Source organism: Klebsiella sp. BDA134-6 (assembly GCF_015601345.1).
GTDB classification, from domain to species: domain Bacteria; phylum Pseudomonadota; class Gammaproteobacteria; order Enterobacterales; family Enterobacteriaceae; genus Klebsiella; species Klebsiella grimontii.
The window spans coordinates 41751-61112 of the sequence record NZ_CP064785.1; the positions used below are offsets into that span (position 1 = coordinate 41751).

16 protein-coding genes and 3 pseudogenes are annotated in these 19362 nt (G+C 52.6%); 8 read left to right on the forward strand and 11 right to left on the reverse strand.

The window, feature by feature from the left end:
- Positions 1-122 precede the first annotated feature (122 nt).
- The 5 genes from IYV58_RS27655 to IYV58_RS27675 form a co-directional block, all read right to left on the reverse strand.
- Positions 123-767 (reverse strand): helix-turn-helix transcriptional regulator, encoded by a 645-nt coding sequence (locus IYV58_RS27655; RefSeq protein ID WP_195729773.1) that lies wholly within the window; start codon positions 765-767, stop codon positions 123-125.
- Between the two features lie 17 nt (positions 768-784).
- Positions 785-3292 carry a fimbria/pilus outer membrane usher protein gene (locus tag IYV58_RS27660; RefSeq protein ID WP_195729717.1) on the reverse strand — a complete coding sequence of 836 codons (2508 nt, stop codon included), beginning with the start codon at positions 3290-3292 and terminating at the stop codon, positions 785-787.
- Between the two features lie 42 nt (positions 3293-3334).
- Entirely contained in the window at positions 3335-4066 is a 732-nt protein-coding gene (locus IYV58_RS27665; protein WP_195729716.1) for a fimbrial biogenesis chaperone, read from the reverse strand.
- 47 nt (positions 4067-4113) lie between these two features.
- Positions 4114-4674 carry a fimbrial protein gene (locus IYV58_RS27670; RefSeq protein ID WP_195729715.1) on the reverse strand — a complete coding sequence of 187 codons (561 nt, stop codon included), beginning with the start codon at positions 4672-4674 and terminating at the stop codon, positions 4114-4116.
- Positions 4675-4881: 207 nt separating this feature from the next.
- Positions 4882-5304 carry a hypothetical protein gene (locus tag IYV58_RS27675; protein WP_195729774.1) on the reverse strand — a complete coding sequence of 141 codons (423 nt, stop codon included), beginning with the start codon at positions 5302-5304 and terminating at the stop codon, positions 4882-4884.
- Positions 5305-6000: 696 nt separating this feature from the next.
- Here IYV58_RS27675 and hha point away from each other — a divergent pair.
- The 3 genes and pseudogenes from hha to IYV58_RS27690 all read left to right on the forward strand — a co-directional run.
- A complete protein-coding gene (gene hha / locus IYV58_RS27680; protein WP_195729796.1) occupies positions 6001-6204 on the forward strand; it encodes a hemolysin expression modulator Hha in 204 nt (67 codons plus the stop codon).
- Positions 6205-6628: 424 nt separating this feature from the next.
- Positions 6629-7759: pseudogene (locus IYV58_RS27685) on the forward strand (IS3 family transposase).
- A 22-nt stretch (positions 7760-7781) separates the two neighbouring features.
- Positions 7782-8148, forward strand: a pseudogene (locus IYV58_RS27690) (transposase); the annotation flags it as partial.
- Positions 8149-8208: 60 nt separating this feature from the next.
- On the opposite strand, the gene IYV58_RS27695 reads toward IYV58_RS27690, so the two are convergent.
- From IYV58_RS27695 to IYV58_RS27705, 3 genes and pseudogenes are all read right to left on the reverse strand, one after another.
- A complete protein-coding gene (locus IYV58_RS27695; RefSeq protein ID WP_195729782.1) occupies positions 8209-8586 on the reverse strand; it encodes a DUF1090 domain-containing protein in 378 nt (125 codons plus the stop codon).
- Positions 8587-8782: 196 nt separating this feature from the next.
- Positions 8783-9236: pseudogene (locus IYV58_RS28645) on the reverse strand (transposase); the annotation flags it as partial.
- A gap of 345 nt (positions 9237-9581) precedes the next feature.
- A complete protein-coding gene (locus IYV58_RS27705) occupies positions 9582-9830 on the reverse strand; it encodes a hypothetical protein (protein ID WP_195729784.1) in 249 nt (82 codons plus the stop codon).
- A gap of 974 nt (positions 9831-10804) precedes the next feature.
- Here IYV58_RS27705 and IYV58_RS27710 point away from each other — a divergent pair.
- Together IYV58_RS27710 and IYV58_RS27715 are read left to right on the forward strand one after the other, a co-directional pair.
- Positions 10805-11590, forward strand: a complete 786-nt coding sequence (locus IYV58_RS27710; protein ID WP_195729785.1) for a winged helix-turn-helix domain-containing protein — start codon at positions 10805-10807, stop codon at positions 11588-11590.
- Positions 11577-12056, forward strand: a complete 480-nt coding sequence (locus IYV58_RS27715; RefSeq protein ID WP_195729786.1) for a hypothetical protein — start codon at positions 11577-11579, stop codon at positions 12054-12056. The genes IYV58_RS27710 and IYV58_RS27715 overlap by 14 nt, the downstream gene beginning before the upstream one ends.
- Positions 12057-12181: 125 nt before the next feature.
- On the opposite strand, the gene bcsG is transcribed toward IYV58_RS27715, so the two are convergent.
- From bcsG to bcsE, 3 genes are read right to left on the reverse strand one after another with little or no spacing between them, the layout of a single operon-like run.
- On the reverse strand, positions 12182-13858 hold the full coding sequence (gene bcsG, locus IYV58_RS27720; RefSeq protein WP_195729787.1) for a cellulose biosynthesis protein BcsG: 1677 nt from the start codon (positions 13856-13858) through the stop codon (positions 12182-12184).
- The gene (gene bcsF, locus IYV58_RS27725; protein ID WP_004126340.1) at positions 13855-14052 is read right to left on the reverse strand and encodes a cellulose biosynthesis protein BcsF; all 198 of its coding nucleotides are present in this window, start codon (positions 14050-14052) and stop codon (positions 13855-13857) included. The genes bcsG and bcsF overlap by 4 nt, the downstream gene beginning before the upstream one ends.
- Positions 14049-15551, reverse strand: a complete 1503-nt coding sequence (gene bcsE, locus IYV58_RS27730) for a cellulose biosynthesis protein BcsE (protein WP_248281724.1) — start codon at positions 15549-15551, stop codon at positions 14049-14051. Before bcsE ends, bcsF begins: the two co-directional genes overlap by 4 nt.
- 250 nt (positions 15552-15801) lie before the next feature.
- Here bcsE and bcsR point away from each other — a divergent pair, with 250 nt between their 5' ends.
- Genes bcsR through bcsA form a run of 3 tightly spaced genes read left to right on the forward strand, consistent with a single transcriptional unit; the run spans position 15802 to position 19354 of the window.
- Positions 15802-15990, forward strand: a complete 189-nt coding sequence (bcsR, locus tag IYV58_RS27735) for a cellulose biosynthesis protein BcsR (protein WP_004126335.1) — start codon at positions 15802-15804, stop codon at positions 15988-15990.
- 11 nt (positions 15991-16001) lie between these two features.
- Positions 16002-16739: a cellulose biosynthesis protein BcsQ gene (gene bcsQ / locus IYV58_RS27740; RefSeq protein ID WP_112165992.1), complete on the forward strand. Its 738-nt coding sequence runs from the start codon at positions 16002-16004 to the stop codon at positions 16737-16739.
- Positions 16736-19354: a UDP-forming cellulose synthase catalytic subunit gene (bcsA, locus tag IYV58_RS27745; RefSeq protein WP_195729789.1), complete on the forward strand. Its 2619-nt coding sequence runs from the start codon at positions 16736-16738 to the stop codon at positions 19352-19354. The genes bcsQ and bcsA overlap by 4 nt, the downstream gene beginning before the upstream one ends.
- Positions 19355-19362 lie beyond the last annotated feature (8 nt).

Consider the following 19362-nt stretch of genomic DNA (forward strand, 5'->3'; position numbering starts at 1 on the left):
CAGTAAAGCATCTTCCCGCTCAGTGACGGCAATCAGTGAGCCAGAGAACAAGGGGCATCTCTGCCTCTCTGACCGCATACCGCGGTGTGTTCATCCGGATAACCGGCCGCATCCGTCGCCGCTCACAGCGCGAGGGTGTCCCGCAGACTCCGCAGCGCCTGCACCGGCGCCGGGCGCACCCCGACCGCCTTCAGCTCCCGCATAAAGTCATACACCCGCAGCAGGGCATACAGCTCACGCCGGTTCGCCAGACGGTACTTCTTCATCACTTCCGTCCGCATCCGGTACACGCTCTTCACGTTCAGACCCAGCGCCTCATGCATGTCCCGGATACCGTAACCGCACGTCAGGAACAGCACCAGATGACGCTCCGACGCGCTCAGCCGCGAGAACAGCGCCGGCGTCCCCGGCAGCGACCCCGTCGCCAGACCCGTCACCAGACGCACCAGCTCTCGCCGGACCTCCGCCACCGGACCGTCCAGACGCAGGTGCGGCACACCGTCGAAGCTCGCCCCCGAGTACGACATGAACCCGTACGCATCCGCCTCACGGATACGCGACAGCAGTCCCTTCCGCGCTTCCGCCGGACCCCACAGGCACGCCGTGTCAACCAGCACCACCCGGACCGCTTCCTCCTCTGCCGGAGCCGCCCGCTGCAGCCACCCCAGACCCTCGTCACTGAGCACCCGCAGCGCCCGTGCCAGATACGGGTCCGGCGTCACCGTCTCCACCGACACCCGCGGTCCCGGCCTCATCCTCTTCTCCATGCTGTTTCCTCCGTCCGTCACCGGCACACCGCCGTCAGCTTCCTGAACCCGCCCGCCGGCTTCTCCTCCGTGGTCCGGTAGTCCAGCCGGCACTGCTCACCCGCGCCGCTGCCCCATTTCACCGTCAGCACACCCGATGCCGTCTCCGTCAGCGCATATATCTGCCCCGACTGGCCCACGCTGCCCACGTTCATCCCGCCGGCCGCCGTCACCTCCGCCCCGAACGGCAGCGGCTGGCCCTTCGCGTCCGTCGCGCTGATGAGCAGCGGATACCCCTTACGGGTGCCGAACGTCACCTTACTCACGGCACCCCAGTGCGGCGCCACCTTCTCGGTGGTGTTGCTGAGCTCCACCTCCTGCGGCAGCCCTTTCGGGTCGATGCTGATTTCGTTCATCTCATACGGCGTCAGGTACGGGATGGCCGCGTGCCCGAAGCGGTCGATTTTCAGGCCCGGGTAGCCCCCGACCTTCGCGCCTTTCGCCTCCTTCGCCTCCACCACCGCGAAGGTGTCCCCGGTGTACGGCGTCGCCACGATACCGTTCTGCCACGCTATCACCGTCCCGCTCGCCCCCAGACTGGTGTTCTGGTAGTGCTTCCCGGCGCCGTAGCTTGCCGTCAGGTGAGAGTAGGGCGTCCGCCACCCGCCGCTCGCCGTCATGCTGCTCCCGGTCCCCTGGTTATAGTTCGCCGCGGTCAGGCCGTAGTTATACTGGTTGTCCTCGCCGTAGCTCCCCGACAGCCCTATCTGCTCCCCGGTCCGTCCGTTGCCGCTCTTGTTCAGGCTCGCCGTCAGCATCGGCACGTGCTTCTGGTCATACCCGCCCAGCGGGGCCGAGATGTTCAGCAGGAAGTTGTTCTCCATCTTCCCGCTGTAGTTGCGCACGCGGCCGGCGCTGAGGTTGTAGTTCACCCGCCCGATGTTGTTGCTGTAGCCCGCCTGGTACTGGATGTCCGACTTGCTGTTGTTCCAGTAATCCTGGGTGTAGCCCGTCAGGTAAATCTGTCCCCACCCGGGACCGAGCCCCTGGTTCATGGTGACGTTCAGGCGGTTCTTCGGCCGCCAGATCCCCGAGGCCACGCCGCCGCGCTTCTCCTCATCGATGGCGCGCATCGCGGTCTGGTAGTCGTAATAGCCCGACGTCGAGAAGCGGTAGGCCGCGATGGTCAGGTTGCTGTCCGTCTCCGGGAGGTACTTGCTGTAGCTTATCTGGTAGCTCTGCCCGCTGTTCGACGGCTTCTCCGTGGTCTCCAGGTGCACCCGCGCCTGGGTGATGTCCGCCGAGAAGGCCCCGATGGCGGTGCTGATGGCCATCCCCAGCTGGATGGCGTAGTAGGCCGCGCCGCTGCCCTGCAGGCCGGCGTAGCCGGTCAGGCTGTTGGTCAGCCCCCGCTGGTAGGTCGCCTGGTAGAGCGTCGGGTTAAACGACAGGCTCGGGTCATTGAGCCGCCCGGCCACCACGTCATAGCGGTGGGCGCCCGGGCGCAGCAGCTGGGTCACGGAGGCGAAGGGCACCTGGAACGTCTGCACGCTCCCGTCCGCCTCGGTCACCGTCACGTCAAGGTTGCCGCCGTAGCCGGTCGGGTACAGGTCCTCGATGCTGAAGGCCCCCGGCGGCACCGTGGTCTCATAGATGATGCGGTCGTTCTGGCGCACGGTGACCCGGGCGTTGGTCCGGGCGATACCCCGGATGTCCGGGGCGTAGCCGCGCCGCGACTGGGGCAGCATCCGGTCGTCGCTGACCAGCTCCACCCCGCGGAACGGCAGGGTGTCGAAGAGCTGCCCGCCGGTGGAGGTCTCCCCGGCCAGCACCCGGCCCAGGATGGAGGCGATGTCCTTCTGGACGTAGTTGTTGGTCGACTGGTATTTTCCCCCGGCCCCCTGCTGACGGATGTAGCTTCCGTCGTGGCGGAAGTACCATCCGCCGAGGTTAAGGCCCGCGTTCAGGCCAATGTACGACGAGGTGTAGTCCCGCCCGCGTGAGCGGGTGGTGTAGGTGCTGGCGTTATAGCCCAGCAGGGCCGCCGGGATACCGGTGTCCCACAGCGCCGGGCTGACGTAGCCCCGGGCGGTGTTGCGCATCATCGCCTGGGGGATTTCAATGTCCAGGCGCTGGACCGAGGAGTCGAACGTCACGCTCACCCCCGGCAGCAGGGCCGGCAGGTCATAGCATGCCTGTTTCTCCCGCAGCGCGTCGGTGAAACTCCCGGGCACCCGGTCAAAGTTGAGGTTCAGGTTTTTAATCAGCTCCGCGGTGAGGCAGGGGCGCACCTGCCCGTCCGCCTGCGCGGCGAACACCACTTTCTCGTGCGCCACGCTCTCGCCGTTAACGAAGATATCCGTGGACCAGGTGCCCGGGGAGGCCGCGCTGCCGCTCTCAAAGCGCGACAGGTCGATTTTCTCCGTCCCGCCGGTGCTGAGGAAGACCGGATCGAACGTCAGGTCCTCGTTCCCGGCCGCCGCCAGGGTCGGGCTCATCACGGCCGCCATGACCGCGAGGGCAATGCATGAATACTGCAGGCGCATGACGCTGTTTCCTCGTGAAGACGCTGTAAAAAAGAGGCCGGGTTACAGGGTGTAATCGACCTGACGGAGGGCACCCCAGTCGTTGACGTACTCGTACGTCAGGACGGTGCCGGCCCCGGCGCGCACGCCGGCCGGCAGGGTGAAGGTCTGGCGGCCCTTCGGCGGCACCATCTCGCCCTCCACGGACCCCCGGTTCCCGGCGCCCTTCACGGAGACCGAGACCAGGGAGACAAAATAGGGTGATGCGTTGCTGGCGGTGAGCGTGCTGCCCGCCACCGACCAGGTCAGGCGGTCAGCCGCCTCGCTGGCTTTTGCGCGGTCAGCCAGGGCTGCCGGGCGGTAGAAGAGTTTGATGCGGGTGCGGAACGCCACCTGAAGCCGGTTGTCTTTTTCATTCTTTTTCAGGGCCGGGACTTCGAGCACGTTCAGCCAGTAAACGGATTCCCTGTCCTGCACCAGGGCCGGGGAGCCGGTGTAGCTGATGCGCAGGGTCTGGCTCTTGTCAGCGTTGATGCGGTTCACCGGAGGGGTCAGGGTGAACGGGGTGCGCAGCCGGTCGGGGGTGGCGTTTATGTCTCCGTCGTCGATCCAGCTCTGGACCAGGACCGGCAGGGTGCCGGTGTTGGTGAGGCGCACGGCCACCTCCCGCTCGCCGCCGGCGTAGACCACACGGGTGCCGTTGACGATGACGCTCGCCGGTGCCGGAAGAGAGATGACCGCGGTCAGCAGACAGACAGCAGCAGAGAACGTGCGGATAAGGGCTGAAGAGGCCATAACATACTCCTGAATGGCGGGGGGAGAGACTCCCCCCGGGATACGGATTACTTGTACTGCAGGTTGTAGACGACGCTGCTGGTCACGGTACCCGGCGTGGTCTGGGCGTTGGCGTAGTACTCGACCGCGTACGGCAGGAAGGCGGTGCCGTCAGTCTGGATGTCGACGTAGGCCATGCCGTTCACCTGGTCGGTGTTACCGACGTTGATCGGGGCGTAGCTGTTGGACGCGTCCAGCAGGCGCAGGTCAACGTTAGTGGCGGAGCCGCTGACGTTTTTCAGGCGACCGGTGCTGAGGTCAACGGTGTTGCCCGGCTGGAAGAACGCCGAGACTTTGGAGTGGCCGCCTTCGGTGCCGATAACGCACTTAGAGACGTTCATGTTGAACGAGGTGCGCCCGGTGGTGTTGCCGGCGGCGGTCAGCTGGTTCACGCCGACGGTCGGCAGCACGATGGTGGCGTCAGAGCCCTGGCCGTTGATGTCCACTTCACAGGTGGTGTCGGTCAGCTCACCGTTGAAGGTGATGGTGCCGGTGGAGGCTGCCTGGGCAGACAGGGTGGCCGCGCTCAGGATAGCGAACAGGGACGCGCTGATGACTGACTTTTTCATAATATTGTCCTTAATGAATGATTCGTGGTTAACCATGATTCAGGCAAAGCGAACCCTGCCCCGGCTTCATGCTGCCGTTACAAAAAATGACGGAAGATACGCGTTAAAATAAAGACGCCACTGCTTTCTTTATCCGGCGGTCCGGCATAATTCATCTTGTTTCAGTAAATACTGACGAGCACGGGTGAGTGAAAATAATATTCACGCTCAGTGCTGCGGTTCCAGCGGGAGAATAATACCGATATCCCGGATGGGGTAATGCATCAGGACGCCGATTTCCACGCCGGAGATAATAAAGCCGCTGTTGTTGACCCGGTATAAAAAAGGCTGAACAAAGCCGCACTTCATAAAGACGGTCCTGAGGGTGTTGACGGAATGCCAGAGGCGCTGCTTGCTGCACTTCAGGCCGTAATTATCAAACACCTCTGCCATAATATCCCGGTCTTCAATCATGTGATTACCGGCATGATTGAGAATATACTGCAGCAGCCGCGCCATGGTGGGCCGCAGACGCAGGCTGACACCGGAGAGAGTATTAATCAGCAGGGCCGGGGAAATACGGTACTGGAGATTATCCCCGATACTGTATCCGTAAAGCGCCTGCTGTAAATGGCCCGGATTTTTTGTCATCACCGGCGTACCTCTCGCTTGATATTAAGTTTCACCAATGTGGCGGATTCTATATAAATAAAATCCGTTATCAATAAGACACATCAGTGACCATAAACCGCCATAACCACCACCTTCATCAGGTATTTATGCTGTATAAAAACGCAATCCGCGACATTAACATCTTAATGATGCATATCAATCCCTGTCATCCAGGAGTAAAAGTGAAACCCGGTAGTCAGTCAGAAAACATAAAATATTTTCGAATGAAGGTTTTGCTGTGAAATAAGTATAGGGCCTCAGAGGGGGAGGAAAAACCTTTTTCATTCACCGTAATTATTGATAAGCAAAAAAAAGGGATGTGAAGCCGGTGTTACAATAATGCGATGAATGATACCGGTAATAACACTGTAAAATCAGACAGATACAGATATCGTGAAACGCGTGCAAAAACCCTTATCAGACCTGATATAAGAAAAAAACGGTGCAATAAGCGTTGGGGGAGAATATATCCGGCCTGAATGTTAATTAACTGTTGCGCAAATAAGTCGGTATTACGGAAGAATTAACAGGTGGCGATGCTGAGCGCTGGCGGGTGCGGAGGAAAAATCTGATAATGCCGGGACCCGGATACCCCGGGATAAAACGGGAGTGGACAGGGGGAGGGCGGGAAAAATAAGATAATAAGCTGAATAATACCGGAGTGAAAGCAGAGTGATGACAAAACAGGACTGGATATACCGTCTGCGGCGGTGCACGACGGCGGAGACGCTGGAAAAGGTGACGGATAAAAATAAATACACGCTGACGGAGGATGAGCTGGAGGTTTTTTACGCGGCGCTGGACCACCGGCGGGCAGAAATGATGATGAACCGGCTGTATGATAAGGTGCCGGCGGACGTGTGGAAGTATGTGAAATAGCCGGGGGAGAGTGAAACAGAGAAAAGAATAAACAGAGAAACCCGCAGGGTGATAATGCCGGGCGGCACCGGATGAGGATAATTTTTTTCTGGCTGACGACAAACAACAGACGCACAGGCACATTCGTGCTCAGCGGCAGGATTATCAGACAGTATAAAAGGCCGGATATCCATTGATATCTGTTCCGGGTGTCAGTAAAAAGTTAAATGTAAATAACCAAAGTACTTTTGTACATGCGCAGTTGAGATTCTTGGCAACCATTCAATTTACATGAATGGCTAAAGTGGAAAGTTTTTGCTGATAAAAATTTCCACTTATAACAGGAACGACCTAAACTCGCTCTACTAACACTGTGACCTGCTCCCCGTTGATTAATACACCAAGATGTTAGTAATGTCTTCATAAGCAACATGAGGACATCCCCATGAAGAAGCGTTTTTCCGACGAACAGATCATCAGTATCCTCCGCGAAGCTGAAGCCGGGGTATCTGTCCATGAGCTCTGCCGTAAGCACGCCATTTCCGATGCCATCTTTTATACCTTGCGCAATAAGTATGGCGGTATGGAGGCGCCTGAGGTTAAGCGCCAGAAGTCGCTTGAGGGAGAGACGCAAGACTCAAGAAGTTGCTTGCCGAAGCCATGCTGGTTAAGGAGGCACTTCAGGTGGCTCTGGGGCGAAAGTACTGACGACAGAATCAGAAGCGGGAAGCCGTTGAGTTTATGTGTGATGCGAGCGGTCTGTCGCAACGTCGTGCCTGCAGGCTTCTGGTTTGTCCCTGTCGTCCCTGTCGACCTGCCGCTATGAGGCTCAGCGTCCGGCGGCTGATGCGCATTTATCAGGCCGCATCACTGAGCTGGCACTGGAGCGCAGGCGTTTTGGCTACCTCCGCATCTGGCAGTTACTGCGCCATGTAGGCCTTCATGTTAATCACAAGCGCGTGTATCGCCTTTATCATCTGAGAGGACTGGGCGTAAAACGCAGACGACGTCGTAAAGGACTGGCAACAGAACGTCTACCGCTGCTCCGTCCGGCGGGGCCCAACCTGACCTGGTCGATGGATTTTATCATGGACGCGCTCGCCACCGGTCGCAGGATCAAGTGCCTGACCAGTGTGGACGACTTCACGAAGGAGTGCCTGACAATTACCATCGCATTCGGGATTTCAGGTGTTCAGGTCACGCGTATTCTGGACAGCATTGCACTGTTTTGAGGTTATCCGGCGACGATAAGAACTGACCAGGGGCCGGAGTTCACCTGCCGCGCACTGGATTAACGGGCTTTTGAGCATTGTGTTGAGTTGCGCTTAATCCAGCCAGGCAAGCCGACACAGAACGGATTTATTGAGAGTTTTTTAACGGACGATCACGCGATGAATGTCTGAGTGAGCACTGGTTCAGTGATATCGTTCATGCCAGGAAAGTCATTAGTGACTGGCGGCAGGATTATAACGAGTGTCGTCCACATTCAGCACTGAATTATCAGACGCCATCAGAGTTTGCTGCACGGTGGCGAAATGGAAAATGTGAAGGTAAACAAACCGACATTACTAACTGATGGTTGTATCTAATACTGGGGGCAGGTCAGTTTCGAAGACGCTGCGCTGATGGCGCTGGATTCGTACGCGGAAAGGTGGGACGACAAGTATCCACAAATCAACAAAAGCTGGCGTGTGCACTGGGAAAACCCCAATACGTTCTTCGGCTACCACCTGATATACGCAAGGCCATCTATACCACAAATGCCATCGAGTCGCTGAACCGCGTTATCCGGGCCGTGATGAATAAACATAAAGTGTATCCGACAGACTACTCGGTGCGATTCAAAGTTATATAGGTGGCGATCAAGGATGCGTCAAAAAATGGAGTATGCCGATTCAGAACTGGCGACTGGCAATTAGCCATTTTGTTATTGAGTTCGGTGACCGCCAGAGCGATCACCTTTAATAAGATGGCAGTTACACAGAACCACGCACTGGCTCGCAAGTCCGGGTTATATGCATGTTATTACTTATTTACCATACTTCTGGCTTCATCAAGCTCGATTTGAGCCTCTTCCAGTTTATGTTGTTTTTTAGCTACTTTATCTGCACGCCCGTTAGCTTGCGCTTCTGCCAGTTCCTGACGGCGCTTCTCCAATTTGAGCTCCTTATCCTTAACCTTTGATTCCCGTTCTGCACGCAACCCTTCATCTGTACAGTTGGTATTAAGCTCAGACAGCGCTTTTTCCAAGCCTGCAATACGATGTTTATTGCCATTCGCGCGGGCGTAATCTAATTGCTGTTCAATATTCAGTCGTTTCGCTTCACAGCCGGTGGCGGCTTGGACCGAGAGCACGGGAGTCAGTATTAGCAGACCAACAAGAATTGTTTTACATGACTTCATATAATTCTCCTGATTAATGTTATTCCTGATATTTTGCCACTATTTGTACAGGAGAGATCTTAACAAATTCTTAAATTATCGAAAAATTTAAGGATTGGGTAAGTGGAATGTCTGCTCACTGTTTACAGAATGTTAAGAAGAGAACAGACAGGTATGTCAGAACAATGCAGCCCTGAAAAGAAAGTGATTCCCGCTCTCAGAAGTGATCGTACAGGCGATCACCGAACTTAATAATGAAACAGAGCATTGCCATGCACCAATCCCTCAAATGCATTGTCCATTTCTGTGACGCAACTGGATTGCCGACCACACTATATTTTTCACTGCCTCGTCCGTCGGGAACAGTTCACGCTTGTTTGTAGTATTTTGGCTAACGCTGTTCAATGACTCGATAACATTCCTTGTGTAGATCACCTTACGGGCGTCTGCAAAATAAGAGAAGAACATCCCAGGTTGGCCCGGCTTGCCTCGCTGATTCGGCTTTTTGTTGATAATGGCAGTCCAAGACTACGGCGAATGCTTCAAGCGAACGATGACCAGCTTCTTCTATAGAGGCATAGTAGAAAGCGTTAAGGTCGCTGGACGTTTTTATAGCCTTTACAGGAGATAAACCAAAGGCTGTTGCATATCACATGCACGATGAACAGCTGGGTCAGTCCACGGTAATTATCTGATGTTTAATAAATTGGGGGATACACATGAAAATTTTCTTAAAGAACATAATCTCTGCATCGAAATATCATTAAAAGTGAATATTCCCATTAGCAAGTACACTTCCTTTATTTAGTGAATCCAAATTTGGCATTGTAGAACGTAAAAAATTTATTGTCACCACTTCAGTCCTCACATTAAGACTATCCGCTAGCTTGATGAAAACAATAAAACGTCATCCCTGACAATTTTTCCGGTCGGTACCGTTTTCACGATACCTATGATGTTATTGTTCTTCGTCAACCGGCGAGAGCCGGACTAAATCCATAATGTCAAATCTTCCCTTAATTACAGTCAATCAATGCCAGCAGGTAAGGCTCATCTACACTGTTAAGATCTTGAGTCAAGAATGTCTTTAACCAGTTTCTGGCCTCAGATAGCTCATTGAGCATAAGCTCATTCTCATTGCACTCTGCCATTTGCTCCAACATGGCTATAAGTGAGGAAATACTAATTTCCTTTTTAACCAAAGCCAGTCGCAGAGCCGACTCACCGAGGATAGCACAATCTTTAACGTCGTTCTGAAATAACATAATGAAACCTCCTTGACACCATATTAATAACCTCATTGATAACTATAGACCAATAACATTCAATCCATTTATGGAATGCTCTGTATTTTTTGGGTTCGATGATGAGTTTTTTTCAGGAATATGAATATAATGTAGGGCATCATCTGTTGAGTTATCGGTAAGCAGGTGATTAATATGCAGGATTAGCTCATGGATTATCAAATAACATATAATTAAAAGGAATCTGAGGGAAGAGAATAAATGCATTTTTGTTCAACAATACTTAAGAAGTTATACTTTGTTAAAACTTTGAGGTGAAGGTAAAATCTAATAAAAACGTGCTCTACAAATTATTGCTTATATGAAAGTCATCGCTAAAATCACAAGGGCAATAACTTAATCTCATCCAAATGATAAATTACGGCTGTATCATTCATGGATTTCTAAATGAAGCATAAGGCTATGCAATTGATTAGTAGGAAAAAATGAATAGAAATTTCTTTATATATCTGTTTTGTATTTTCTTTTGTTATTGTGTGTTATTTAAATTACAGTTATTTATAATAATTACTAATAAAAATAATTATTCATCCTGAGATGGTAATTTAAACTCAATAATTTTTTTGCTATGTTAATTGAGTTTGCTGTTAATTTATCATCTCATGTATGTAATACCTCGATGAAGTAGAAAAATAAATAAATATCGTTATATTTATACTTATGAACCACCTTAACACAATAAACATTTATAGTAACACATTAAAAAAAAATTAGAAAATTGATTTTTTGAGCAATATGTTCAACTTGGTAATTCTATTCACTGGATTCACCTTCACAGAAAACACAATATCAAACAAAAGAAAAAAACAATAAAAATCAATATGTTGAATATTTTAATGAAAATTCTTATTAGATCTTATATAATGTTTAATAAGGAATGAGAAGTTTTGTGTAGAGCGTCAATCTCATGAAATCAAAATCGGAGTATTTAACCTGTGCTTCAAGAAATATATATAATCAAAGATAGCATTATCTTCTGGCCTGATAGACAACTACTGTGTAATGTCATTGATGAAAGTAATTCTGTGCAATTAACAGGTTCAGCATCTCGTTGTCTTGAACTGCTTTTATCAAAAAATGAACTCATCACTCAAAAGGAGCTGTATGAATATGCCTGGAAAGATAGTGGCATTACACCCACACCCAACACTCTGTATCAGAGTATATCTGTTTTGCGTCGTGCATTTAGAGAGCTGGATGAAAGTGATGAAAAATTTATTCTTACTGAGACAAGGAAGGGTTTCAGATTTAATCCGTTGATTAATGTTATATCCCAATCAAGAAAAAAGACAGACATAGTACAATTTAACTCTGGAAAATCTGTAATACATGAATCAAGGTCGCTAACGAATCATGCTTTGAACTTCAGTCGGAAATCCCGAATAATAGCTTATAGTTTATTAACGATCTTGGTGACTGCTACCATTATTTATATCAAGCCCTTCTCTTTCCAAAAAGAGGATAAATTAAAAATTCTCTCTAGTTATAAAAATAAAGAAAACATCAATAGTTGTATTTTTTTTCTACCAGACAATATTCAAAAAAATATAGTTGACAAAATAGACATAATGCAACTCAATTGCAAAAAAAGGCCTTTAAATTATGTAACTGCTTATAGCTATTCGTCAAGTATATCAATAATTTCATGTAACAAGGAAATTAAATCCCGCCCTGATGATTGCAGTGTTTTATATATTAGAGGTAAAAATGAAATTCAATAAAAAAAATTTTATAACTGTAATTTTTTTTCTGCTATTAGCAGCTTTTCCATTTTTAAAATACTTGCATGGAGAGTATAAAAAAAGTCACTTTGCATGTCTGGCAAATTACTCTGCAATCAATAATGATAATGTTTTTGTGTCTAATAATAGTTTAATCATTAATGGTGAAAACGGCACATGGATGATGGATGGGAAAATTTCCTATCCAAATTCAGAACCTCTTTTTTTCAAGTTACGTAATAATTTTAGCGTGGAAAGAACTAAATTCTCCTATCATTTCCACTCTAAAAGAGTTTCAATAATACCAAGTGAGACATCCTACGGTCCAAAACTTAGTGAATTCTTGGCAGATGTTATAATAAATGAGAATAAAGATTCCTTTTTTTATATTTACCCAGCAGGCGAGGACTATTTAATATATAGTGGGGCAATGCCGATTATGTATTGTATGAAAAAAGATAATTGACCCTTTTGTTAAAGAAAGAGGTAATTTTCTATTAATAGACCTCATCGCAGATAGATTCAAAAAAATAAACCACCTCAATCAAAGGTGGTTTTAATGGAAGTCAGCTATAACCTTTGTAATCATTACTATTGAGGATATGGAACCCAACTGCCGCCGTTCAGCTGAACATACGGTTTACCCTGATACTGAATGACGATGGCATTTGAGTTTTCCGACACCGCCGCGCTCTGCGGCAGGTTGGCTATATACTGCTGCCAGTTGATGTCATTCTCATGAAACATCTTGCCGTCGAGGGCACGAACTACCAGCTCAGAAACCGCCAGGTAGCTGCTTGGCTGGTTGATGATAATCGGCGCATCGGGATGTCTTGCCTTAATGCCAAAGAATTTCACCGCCGCCGGAACGTTAGTAATGGACGGACTGGGAATATCGCGCAGGCCGGAGATCTGCATTCGATCGCCTTTTAATGCCGCGCCGTGTTCAGGCACGACGATGACCATCACCTTGCGCCCCGATTTCTCCAATTCAGTGAAAAAACTGTCCAGTTCGTCGAAGAACTTCTGCGCACGGGCTTTATAGTCTGCGGTTTTGCTCTGGCCCGGATAGTGGTTGCCGTCGTGCAGCGGCAGTGTGTTGTAGAAGGTCGCCGTGCGTGGTGTATTCAGCTTATCCAGCGACTGCAGCCACCGGTTCAGCGTTGCCTGGTCATCATAGACCGGTGAGCCGTCAAAGCCCTGCAGAATGACTGGCAGGCCGCTCTGATCCATTAAGGGACTTTGCATGCCGCCTAGTGTACGTAATTGTTCGAGAAAATTACCAAAAATACCATCATGGCCTAACATTAACTGTTGATTGAAACCAAGCTTCGCCAGGTTTTCAAACAGATAGCACTCACTGCCTGACGGCTTATACAAATTTTCATGAGAGAGCTGGCCGCAGCTGGCGCGAAGTAAACGTACAGCAGCCGGCCCGCTGTAAGAGGTCGCCGAGTTAAAGTTTTTGAACAGCAGGTCAAAATGCTTCCACAGCGGATGGTCCGTCAGCCCGGCTGCTTCAATGTCTGACCATGAGAGCGAGCAGATATTGATAATCAGGACATCAAACGGCTGGGCATCGGCCGGAAGCGCGTCCGGGAAAGTGGTTTTGCGTTTCTGCTCAGAAGCATAAAAGGCGTTCAGCCAGTTGGTCAGATTGGCTGAAGTCGGCGGCTCGGTTTGCGGCGGAATATCGTTATTCGCCGGCGCGGTATTGGTCGCGATGGCCGTACCGCCGGTCGTATTCGCGGTGGTGTTCGCCGCCACTGCCGTTGGCTGACCTGCCGGCCAAAGGGTGAAAGAGGGCAGCAGCGGGCTGACGACCAGCCAGACCATGATTGCAGAGACGAAAACCGTCACCCGCAGCCACTGGCTGATAAACAGCCACAGAACCAGCAGCACGAAGAAAGCGCCGACCATATTCCAGTTAATAAATCGGGTCACCAAATCCCAGATATAGTCGGCGCTGAAGCCGGCAATCTGCGAGCCCTGGCTGGCAATGCTTTCCGGGCCGGGCAGCCAGGTGTCGTGCCAGAACAGCATAAAGCCCAGCGGGATCGCTATCCAGTGGCGGATGCGGTGCAGCTTATACTGCGGAATCGGCACCAGCAGGAAGGCCAGAAACACCAGGTTTAACATGGGATGAAAATTGAGGTATCCCGCCCATAGCAAAGCGAACTTCACCAGAAAGTAGAAGTTCCAGCCAGATAAGCCTCGCCAGTACCGCCAGAGCGGAAGCGACGCGGTGGGTGTTTTAGGTTTGGTCATTTCGTTGGTTTGCCTTGCCTGGATGCCGCTTCCCGGCGCAGCACGCCAGCCGGTTTGACATAACGGGGTTTAAAGAACATCAGTCTTAACGTGGTGCGAATACGCCGCTGGTAGTGGCGCGTCAGGTATCCCAGCGGGAAGAACAGCAGGGCGCACAGGACGACCAGCTGAATAATATCGGCGATAGACATCATAAGGTTGGCTCCCCATCAAGGGACAGACGGTGCGCCTCGGGGTTGCGCCGCCAGCTTCGCCCGTCATGGGTCGCGTTGATGGTTTCATTTTTGCCAAGCGAAATGGGCAGCGGCGTGTTCCAGTTCTCCGGCAGAATCCCGCGCATCTGGATGATCTCTGCCGTTATTTGCTTATCTTCAAACCAAATCATACGGTTAGAAAAAATATCGCCGGTTGGTAAAGGGAAAATATGGTTTAACGCGGTATCCAGGTCGTTCACCCGGCAAAATGACAGAAACAGCACCAGGCGATTGTTGCCGATGGTCATAATGTCGCCCATGCGGTTGGGCTTGCACAGCGTCAGCGCCTGCTCTACGCGCAGGCCGGGCGCCGGGCGCAGCGCCACCATCACGCCTTTGCCATCGGCGGGCAGCATGGTGTTGGCCATAATATTATGCACCGCTTCGCAGAAGTCCTCCCATTTCTGGTAGCCGCGCAGTTTTAGCGGCTGGCTCCAGGTCAGCAGAGTATTAAAATCTTCCGGAATATGGCGAGTAAACTGCTGTTTCTGAACGCTTTCTATAAGTGTAAGGCAGCGTGATAACGGCGCGCCGCTGGGAATAACCATATTGGCGCCGCTACTCAGCAGCAGGCGTTCATCGGTGGCGCGCAGGCTTGGCGTTTGCTCACGGACGATAATTTTTAACGCACTGCCGCGCTGTCGGCGCAGGGTATGGATATAGCGTCCCAGCTGTTCAATCTGCTCATTCTGGGTAATGGAGAAGATCAGCGTCGCCGCCTGCGCCATCCTCCCGGCGTTGAAAACGGCGTCGTTGGTATCGAATAGCGTCCAGTATTCGGAAAGCGCGGGAGCCCCCTCCAGTACGCGCAGATTGCTGAGAATGACTTTCTCATCGCTGCGCGGCTGCACCACCGTTTCTTCATCCTGCGCCAGCTGCCAGCCGTTCTCATCCTGGAGAACAATGAGCTGCTGCCGGGCGCTGATGCCTTTTTCACTTCCCCACCAGGCGATATCGAACAGGTGATTATCCCCCTGGTAACGAATACTTGCCAGGCCGGAAAGCGAGCGGTACTCGCGTAATAAAGGGGAGAGTTGCTTATCGATATCGTGCCCGGAATTAAGTACTAATAATGAGCAACGATGGTAATTAGTCCATCGATATGATTTTTCAACCCAATTGCATAGATCTTCACTTTTTATATTTTGCCAGGCATTTTCAGCGCATAGCAGAATAAACAAATAATTGCCAGGTTCGAGGGAGCAAACTAAATCACGGTGCATTTCTGCCAGACCCTCAAAGCGGTTCGGCATGCTAAACAACGCGATCTTTTCTGGGCCGCGATCTTTTCCTGGTGCAATGATTTTATTGGGGTTCTCGCCCATGACTATCGCCGCAACCTGACTCTTTTTATCCTGGGCTGCCAGTGTATGGTTGAGCAGGCTTACTGCGTCGGCATGGCGGTCGACATTCAGCCACCATACTCCACCAACGGGCATATGGCGGACTTCGTCCCATAATGATGAAATACCCAGGCAATATGCTGTTTTATTCACTAAAAACCTTGCTAGATCTTTTTTTAGATTCTATAAGTGTAATGGTGAACTGACCACTATAAAACCTATTATTTAAATTAATTTTCACTAGTTGAAATAAACATCATTAAAGCTTAATATCCCACAAAAAATTAACCGGATTATTTGTAATGTATTTATATGGTTAAATATGTGTAATTATTTGGATTAACAAATGCCAGCAAAAGAGCCTGCTGTACCCACCGATGCGACTTTGGGCTACACGTTTCAAAATGATTTCCTGGCGTTAAGCCGGGCATTTTCCCTGCCTGATATTAACTACCACGATATTTCCCGACGCGAGCAGTTAACCGCGGCGCTAAAACGTTGGCCATTACTGGCTGAATTAGCAGAGAAAAAGTAAGGAAGCCATCAATGGCGATTCTGGGATTACAGGGCGTGCGCGGCGGTACTGGCACCACGTCGATAACCGCTGCGCTGGCCTGGGCGCTGCAGTTACTTGGTGAAACCGTACTGGTGGTGGATGCCAGCCCGGACAACATGCTGCGCTTTTTTTTCAACGTCGATTTCAGCCACAAAGCGGGCTGGGCGCGCGCCCTCATCGACGGGAACGACTGGCGAGACGCCGGGCTGCGCTACACCTCGCATATCGATCTGCTGCCCTTTGGCCAGCTAACGCCGGGCGAGCGCGAGAATATTGACCAGCTTCAGCCGACGCTGGCGCCGATGGCCGGGATCGTGCAGAAGCTCCATCAGCAGGGCGATCACCGCTGGCTGCTGATTGACCTGCCGGACGGTTACTCGCCGCTGACCCGCTCTCTCATTGACGTCTGCGACCGCACGCTGGTCGTCGTGCATCCGGACGGCAATAGCCATATTCGCCTGCATCAGCAGGCGCTGCCGGTCAATAGCGATATTTTGATTAACGATCTGCGCGTCGGCAGCCAACTGCAGGAGGATTTGTATCAGCTGTGGCTGGAGAGCCAGCGGCGCATTCTGCCGGTAACGATTCATCGTGATGAGGCGATGGCGGAGTGTCTGGCGGCGAAGCAGCCCCTCGGCGAATACCGCCAGGACTCGCTGGCGGCGGAAGAGATACTGACGCTTGCCAACTGGTGCCTGCTGCACTACGCCGGCAAGGGGGCGGAATGATTCGCCTGAGCGCGCTGCTGCTGGCGCCGCCGGTCGGGAAACGGCTGAGCGAGCGCTATCTTGATTACCGCCAGCACGGCGCCTCGTGGTTGTCGGCCGCGCTGGGCTGCCTGTGGGCGTCTCTGGCATGGGCGTTTATGCCGCTGGAAACGCCGCGCTGGCAGGCTATCCGCGAACGTCACGGCGAGTTTTTCCCGCATATTAATCCGCATCGGCCGCGCCCGCTGGACCCGATTCGCTACCTGCTGCAAGCCGTGTGGCTGCTGGCGACGCGGGCGCCGGAGCCGGATAAAAAGATCAACTGGCGTTCCCTGGCGGCGCTGGAAGGCGTCCACGGGCGCTACGCCCAGTGGCTGGAAAAGCTGCCGGAAAAGGTCAACGCCCGTACCGGCCATCTGGATAAGCATAAAGAGCTGGGGCACCTGCATCCGAAAATACGGCGGCTTATTCTGGGCACGATAACCTTTTTCTCGCTGATCCTCGCGCTGCTCTGCATTACCCAGCCGTTTAATCCGCTATCGCAGTTTATTTTCCTGCTGCTGCTGTGGGGCGTAGCGCTGCTGGTGCGCCGTATTCCGGGACGCTTTTCGGCCCTGATGCTGATCGTGCTGTCGCTGACCGTCTCCTGCCGCTACATCTGGTGGCGCTACACCTCGACGCTCAACTGGGATGATCCCGTGAGCCTCGTGTGCGGGATAATTCTGCTGTTTGCTGAAACTTATGCCTGGGTGGTGCTGGTGCTGGGGTATTTCCAGGTCGTCTGGCCGCTGAACCGTCAACCGGTTCCGCTGCCGGAGGATATGGCGCAGTGGCCGACGGTCGATATTTTTGTGCCGACCTATAACGAAGACCTTAACGTGGTGAAAAACACCATTTACGCTTCTCAGGGCATCGACTGGCCGAAAGACAAGATCAATATCTGGATCCTCGACGACGGCGGGCGCGAAGAGTTCCGTCAGTTCGCCAAAGACGTCGGGGTGCACTACATCGCGCGCACCACCCACGAACACGCGAAAGCCGGCAATATCAACAACGCCCTGAAGTACGCCAAGGGCGAGTTCGTGTCGATTTTCGACTGCGACCACGTGCCGACCCGTTCGTTCCTGCAGATGACCATGGGCTGGTTCCTGAAAGAGAAAGCGCTGGCGATGATGCAGACGCCGCACCACTTCTTCTCCCCGGACCCGTTTGAGCGCAACCTGGGACGATTCCGCAAAACGCCGAACGAAGGCACGCTGTTTTATGGCCTGGTGCAGGACGGGAACGACATGTGGGATGCGACCTTCTTCTGCGGCTCCTGCGCGGTGATCCGCCGCGGCCCGCTGGATGAAATCGGCGGCATTGCCGTGGAAACGGTGACGGAAGACGCCCACACCTCCTTGCGCCTGCACCGTCGCGGGCACACTTCAGCCTACATGCGTATTCCGCAGGCGGCTGGTCTGGCGACGGAGAGCCTGTCGGCGCATATTGGCCAGCGCATCCGCTGGGCCCGCGGGATGGTACAAATTTTCCGCCTTGATAACCCGTTGTTTGGCAAAGGGCTGAAGCTGGCGCAGCGCGTCTGCTACGTCAACGCGATGCTGCACTTTCTGTCCGGTATTCCGCGGCTGATCTTCCTGACCGCGCCGCTGGCGTTTCTGCTGCTGCACGCCTATATCATCTATGCGCCGGCGCTGATGATCGTCCTGTTCGTGCTGCCGCATATGATTCACGCCAGCCTGACCAACTCGAAGATTCAGGGCAAATACCGCCACTCTTTCTGGAGTGAAATTTATGAAACGGTGCTGGCGTGGTATATCGCGCCGCCGACCTTTGTCGCGTTGATTAACCCGCATAAGGGCAAATTCAACGTGACGGCGAAAGGCGGCCTGGTGGAGGACGAGTACGTCGACTGGGTGATCTCACGTCCCTATATCTACCTCGTGCTGCTGAACCTGGTCGGCGTTGGCGTGGGGATCTGGCGCTTTATGTACGGCCCGGAAAACGAAATTCTGACCGTCTGGGTGAGCATTATCTGGGTGTTCTATAACCTGATTATTCTCGGCGGCGCGGTGGCGGTCTCGGTTGAGAGCAAGCAGGTGCGGCGATCGCACCGCGTGGAGATGTCGATGCCAGCGGCGATTGCCCGCGATGACGGGCACCTGTTCTCCTGTACCGTTCATGATTACTCCGACGGCGGCCTCGGCGTCAAGATTCACGGCGAGGCGCAGGTGCTGGAAAGTCAGCACGTCAGGCTGCTGCTGAAGCGCGGGCAGCAGGAGTACGCCTTCCCGGTGCGGGTTGCGCGGGTCAACGGCAGCGAGGTTGGGCTACAGCTGCTGCCGTTAAGCAATCAACAACATATCGATTTTGTGCAGTGTACGTTTGCCCGCGCAGATACGTGGGCGCTTTGGCAGGATAGCTTCCCGGAAGATATGCCGATGGAAAGCCTGCTGGATATCCTGAAGCTGGGGTTCCGTGGATATCGTCACCTGGCGGAGTTCTCGCCGCCGTCGGTGAAGGTTATTTTCCGCTCGCTCACCATGCTGGTGGCCTGGTTTGTCTCGTTTATTCCGCGCCGTCCGGAACGCGCAGCGGCGACACTCTCGGCAGAACCGGCGATGGCTCAACAATGATGATAATG

Excerpts from the sequence above, each read along its gene's own strand:
- bcsG (WP_195729787.1), bottom strand. The coding sequence starts at position 13,858 with ATGACCAAACCTAAAACACCCACCGCGTCGCTTCCGCTCTGGCGGTAC.
- hha (WP_195729796.1), top strand. The coding sequence starts at position 6,001 with ATGACAAAACAGGACTGGATATACCGTCTGCGGCGGTGCACGACGGCG.
- bcsE (WP_248281724.1), bottom strand. The coding sequence starts at position 15,551 with ATGCCCGTTGGTGGAGTATGGTGGCTGAATGTCGACCGCCATGCCGAC.
- bcsF (WP_004126340.1), bottom strand. The coding sequence starts at position 14,052 with ATGATGTCTATCGCCGATATTATTCAGCTGGTCGTCCTGTGCGCCCTG.
- bcsA (WP_195729789.1), top strand. The coding sequence starts at position 16,736 with ATGATTCGCCTGAGCGCGCTGCTGCTGGCGCCGCCGGTCGGGAAACGG.
- IYV58_RS27715 (WP_195729786.1), top strand. The coding sequence starts at position 11,577 with ATGAAATTCAATAAAAAAAATTTTATAACTGTAATTTTTTTTCTGCTA.
- IYV58_RS27705 (WP_195729784.1), bottom strand. The coding sequence starts at position 9,830 with ATGTTATTTCAGAACGACGTTAAAGATTGTGCTATCCTCGGTGAGTCG.
- IYV58_RS27660 (WP_195729717.1), bottom strand. The coding sequence starts at position 3,292 with ATGCGCCTGCAGTATTCATGCATTGCCCTCGCGGTCATGGCGGCCGTG.
- IYV58_RS27695 (WP_195729782.1), bottom strand. The coding sequence starts at position 8,586 with ATGAAGTCATGTAAAACAATTCTTGTTGGTCTGCTAATACTGACTCCC.
- bcsQ (WP_112165992.1), top strand. The coding sequence starts at position 16,002 with ATGGCGATTCTGGGATTACAGGGCGTGCGCGGCGGTACTGGCACCACG.
- IYV58_RS27675 (WP_195729774.1), bottom strand. The coding sequence starts at position 5,304 with ATGACAAAAAATCCGGGCCATTTACAGCAGGCGCTTTACGGATACAGT.
- bcsR (WP_004126335.1), top strand. The coding sequence starts at position 15,802 with ATGCCAGCAAAAGAGCCTGCTGTACCCACCGATGCGACTTTGGGCTAC.
- IYV58_RS27655 (WP_195729773.1), bottom strand. The coding sequence starts at position 767 with ATGGAGAAGAGGATGAGGCCGGGACCGCGGGTGTCGGTGGAGACGGTG.
- IYV58_RS27670 (WP_195729715.1), bottom strand. The coding sequence starts at position 4,674 with ATGAAAAAGTCAGTCATCAGCGCGTCCCTGTTCGCTATCCTGAGCGCG.
- IYV58_RS27665 (WP_195729716.1), bottom strand. The coding sequence starts at position 4,066 with ATGGCCTCTTCAGCCCTTATCCGCACGTTCTCTGCTGCTGTCTGTCTG.